This window comes from Rhodococcus sp. EPR-134 (assembly GCF_001647205.1).
GTDB lineage: Bacteria > Actinomycetota > Actinomycetes > Mycobacteriales > Mycobacteriaceae > Rhodococcus_F > Rhodococcus_F qingshengii.
In genome coordinates this window covers 1-4,668 of sequence record NZ_LVCT01000277.1, presented here as the reverse complement: position 1 = coordinate 4,668, position 4,668 = coordinate 1, and the positions used below count along the sequence as shown (strand labels likewise).

Sequence of the window (4,668 nt, the reverse complement as noted above, 5' to 3'; positions counted from 1 at the left end):
TCCCAGATGTACGCGCCCTCACCGCGTGAGACGACAAACGCGCCGTTCTTCTCCACAGCGCCCATGTCCGCGAACCCGTGCCACAATGCCGAAGCCATCATTGTCCCCTTCGAATACAAACGATGCTGGTGTGCAAACGATGTGCTGCGACTATATCGACACCGGAGATCCGCGCACGACGGCGCTCGCCCGGCACCGGCTTTCACGGGCGCACCCGTAATCTGTCGACCATGACTTTTGCCGACAATCTTGCAGCACTGCCCGCCATCGATCATCTGGCCGCCATCGAGGTACTCGACGCCGACGGAACCGTCCTCGACACCGTCGAGAACAAGCCCGGAAAGTCCGGCTCGGTCAAGGTGTACAACCATCTCGCTCAGGTCTACGGCGCGCTGACACCCGAAGCCGCCTCGGCAGGATTGACGATCTTCGCCGAGCACACCGAGGACGCCCGGGCGAACCCCGGTAAGCATCCGAACGTGGACCGCCTCGAGCAGGTGCTCGCCTCCGGCAATCCCCTAGGACTTCGCAGCGTTCCGTCCGCGTAACCCGGCTCCCAGCCGTCCGACGGCATTGACCGCCAACGCCATCAGGGCCATCGCGATGCCCAGTACGACGAATCCGATGAACAGGGCCAGATAGCCCTGGTGGCGAGGATCCATGAACGGATACGGATACCAGTCGACGATCGGCCCTCGAATCAACGTGTACACCGCGTAGATCACCGGAAACAGCAGCCACTGCAGTGAGCGGGCTTCGGAGATCCTGTGCCTCGAAGCGAAGAACACCCAGTCGAGAAGCATGACCAGGGGAAGAATCCGATGCAGTGCCGAGTTGATCCAGGCATCGTTCAAATTGACGTCGATATCGGCCAGGAGCACGGCGTAGATGATCCCGGTGATCACCATGTACAGCGTCACCGCCCCTCGGATCGACTGCCACGCCTGCGATTGTGGATCTCGAATTGCACCGACCAGCAACACGATCACCGCAAGAATGTTGCTCTCGATGGTGAAGTAGCTCAGATAGTTCGACAGAGACAGCTCAGCCGCGTCACGGATCGGGATCCACAGCAAAGCGGCAAGTCCGAACACAGCAAACAACAGTCTCAGGGCTCGCACGGCGATCGGCGTCGACAAGACAGGCACCGATGACTCATTTGCGGTATTTGTCGTCACCGGTCGATATTTGCACATCAGCACGATCTGCGAGCGGTAGTTGTGAACGCGTTCGATAGGCTGTCATCAGCATGTCTACAACACCACCGGCCCCGCTCTCCACCAAGCGGAGTGACCTGAAGAGCGCGCTGGCGCAGGTCTCACTCCGCGACGAGAGTCGACTCCGTCGCAAACTCGACCGTGCCCGCACACCAGACGCTTTGGTGGCGCTGGCCGAGGAAATCGAAACGGCGCGCACGCGGTTGGCCGCACGCTCCGCCAATGTTCCCGCAGTCTCGTATCCGGAAGCTCTGCCCGTCAGTCAGCGCAAGGACGACATCGCGACCGCGATCTCGGAGAATCAGGTTGTCATCGTCGCCGGCGAGACCGGCTCGGGTAAGACAACCCAGATCCCGAAGATCTGTCTCGAACTCGGACGTGGCGTCCGCGGTCTGATCGGACACACACAGCCGCGCCGGTTGGCAGCACGCACCGTTGCCGAACGTATCGCCGAAGAACTCGACACCGAACTCGGCGACGCCGTCGGATACACCGTGCGGTTCACCGACCAGGTCTCGGACCGCACCTACGTCAAGCTCATGACCGACGGCATTCTCCTCGCCGAAATTCAGCGCGACCGTATGCTCCGACGCTACGACACGCTGATCATCGACGAAGCGCACGAACGCAGTCTCAACATCGACTTCATCCTCGGTTACCTGGCTCAGCTGCTCCCCCGCCGACCCGATCTCAAGGTCATCATCACGTCGGCGACCATCGATCCCGAGCGCTTCGCCAAGCACTTCGCTGTCGACGGTAAGCCCGCGCCGATCGTCGAGGTATCCGGGCGAACATTCCCTGTCGAAATGCGTTACCGGCCACTGACCGTCGAATCCGGCGACATCACCTTCGACCGCGATCCCGTCGACGCGGTCTGCGAGGCGGTCGACGAGCTGAGCGCGGAGGGCGAAGGCGACATCTTGGTCTTCCTCTCCGGCGAACGCGAAATTCGCGACACCGCAGATGCTTTACGCGATCGGCGTCTTCGCAACACCGAAATCGTCCCGCTGTACGCGCGGCTGTCTGCTGCCGAGCAACACAAAGTGTTCTCGCCGCACACCGGCCGACGCGTCGTCCTTGCCACCAACGTGGCCGAGACCTCGCTGACCGTTCCCGGCATTCGGTACGTCGTCGATCCGGGAACCGCGCGCATTTCGCGATATTCGGTGCGCACCAAGGTTCAGCGGTTGCCGATCGAGCCCATTTCGCAGGCGTCAGCTCGTCAGCGTTCCGGGCGTTGCGGCCGCGTCGCCGAAGGAATCTGCATCCGCCTGTATTCCGAGGAGGACTTCGAGTCACGGCCGGCATTCACCGAACCGGAGATCCTGCGAACCAACCTCGCATCCGTGATCTTGCAGATGACGGCCCTTGGCCTGGGCGACATCGCGGCATTCCCCTTCGTCGAACCGCCGGACCAGCGCGCCGTGAAGGACGGAATCGGACTCCTCGAGGAACTCGGCGCCATCGCGCGAGGTTCCGAGGCCAGCCACCCCGAACTGACGCCGGTCGGCCGCGAGCTGGCCCAGATTCCGGTGGATCCGCGGATGGCACGGATGCTGGTGGAAGCCAAGAACAACGGTTGCCTTCACGAAACCCTTGTCATCGTCGCGGCGTTGTCGATCCAGGACGTTCGCGAGCGGCCCGCCGAGTTCCAGCAAGCCGCCGACGAAAAGCACGCCCGCTTCAACGTCGAGAACTCCGACTTCCTGGCCTACCTGAAACTGTGGGACTACTTACGCGAACAACGTAACGATCTGTCCTCCAACCAGTTTCGCAAGATGTGCCGGAACGAGTTCCTGCACTGGCTCCGCATCCGCGAATGGCAGGATCTGCACGGGCAACTCCGGCAGATCACCCGCGGTCTCGGCTGGACAGTGGGAGAGACACCGGCAAGCGAGAACGCGATCCATCAGTCGCTCCTTGCCGGGTTGCTCTCGCATATCGGGCTACGCGAGGGCGAGAAGCGGGACTACCTCGGCGCCAGAGGCAGCCACTTCGCGATCTTCCCCGGATCGGGACTGTTCAAGAAGCCACCACGCTGGGTCATGGCCGCCGAACTCGTGGAAACGTCGAGGCTGTGGGCGCGCATGTCCGCGCGTATCGAACCCGAGTGGGCTGAAAAGCTCGCCCCGCACCTGGTGAAACGGACCTATTCCGAACCGCACTGGTCCTCCAAGCGCGGCTCGGCGATGGCATACGCGCGGGTCACTCTCTACGGAGTTCCTCTGGTAACCGGCCGCGCAGTGACGTACTCACGAATCGATCCCGAGGCCTCTCGCGATCTCTTCATCCGCCATGCGCTCGTGCAGGGCGAATGGCAGACGAACCACAAGTTCTTCCACGAAAACCGTGCACTCCTCGACAACGTCGAAGAACTCGAGAACCGCGCGCGCCGACGCGACATCCTCGTCGACGACGAAACTCTCTACGAGTTCTACGACGAACGTATCGGCCAGGAAGCCGTATCCGCCAAGCATTTCGACCAGTGGTGGAAGACCGAGCGGCGCAAGAATCCGAGTCTGCTGACTTTCACACCGGAAACGGTGGTCAACTCCGACGCAGCTGCAGTACTGGGCGGCGAGTACCCGGACGCCTGGCGCCAAGGCGACATGCAGTTTCCGCTCACTTACCAATTCGAGCCGGGAAAGGACGACGACGGCGTCAGCGCGCACATCCCGGTCGGCCTGCTCGCGCAACTTCAGCCGGTCGGCTTCGACTGGTTGGTCCCCGGTATGCGCGTCGATCTGGTTACTGCTCTGATCAAGACCTTGCCCAAGAACATCCGACGCGCTGTCGTGCCGGCTCCGGATTATGCCGCCGCAGCATTGGCAGCAGTCAAACCTCGATCCGAGCCGTTGATGACCGCGATGGCCCGCGAACTCTCGCACTTGGGCGGGATCCAGATCGACGCCAAGGACTTCGATCCCGCCGCGCTGCCCGACCATCTTCGGATGACATTTGTCGTCGAGGACGAATCTGGCAAGGTTCTCGCGAAGGGTAAGGATCTGGCGCAGCTACGACGCACGCTCGCCCCGCGCGTGCAGAAGGAAGTGGCCAAGGCGGCAACCGGAACCGAACGGGCAGCGGCAACCGTCTGGACATCCGAAACGCTGGGCGCATTGGAACAGACCATCACTCGCTCCATCGGCGGACAGCAGGTGACCGGCTACCCAGCTCTGGTGCCGGAGAACGGCGGAGTTGCCGTTCGTGTCCTGAGTACGCCGGCCGCGCAGGCGCAGGCGATGAGGGAAGGTACGCGGGCGCTTCTCCTCGCGGCCGTTCCCACCCAACTCAAGGCAGTGACCGCCGGCTTGTCGAACACGCAGCGTCTGGCTCTCGGCCAGAATCCGGACGGCGGCTTGGAGGCCCTCGTCGAAGATTGCCGGGTGGCAGCTGCCAACGAAGTGATCGCGGCCCACGGTGGACCGGTACGCACGCCTGAAGCGTTCGA

General features: G+C 62.6%; 3 protein-coding genes. 2 read left to right on the top strand and 1 reads right to left on the bottom strand.

What is annotated here, in order from left to right; translation table 11 throughout:
- Positions 1 to 230: 230 nt before the first annotated feature.
- Positions 231 to 548: a DUF2322 family protein gene (locus A2J01_RS12390; RefSeq protein ID WP_030535540.1), complete on the top strand. Its 318-nt coding sequence runs from the start codon at positions 231 to 233 to the stop codon at positions 546 to 548.
- Here A2J01_RS12390 and A2J01_RS12385 read toward each other — a convergent pair.
- Positions 519 to 1,148: a Pr6Pr family membrane protein gene (locus tag A2J01_RS12385; RefSeq protein ID WP_003942129.1), complete on the bottom strand. Its 630-nt coding sequence runs from the start codon at positions 1,146 to 1,148 to the stop codon at positions 519 to 521. The genes A2J01_RS12390 and A2J01_RS12385 overlap by 30 nt on opposite strands.
- Before the next feature lie 101 nt (positions 1,149 to 1,249).
- Between A2J01_RS12385 and hrpA the strand changes: the two genes are divergently transcribed.
- Positions 1,250 to 4,668: ATP-dependent RNA helicase HrpA (gene hrpA / locus A2J01_RS12380; RefSeq protein WP_064112806.1), on the top strand; the 3,419-nt coding region annotated here is incomplete at its 3' end.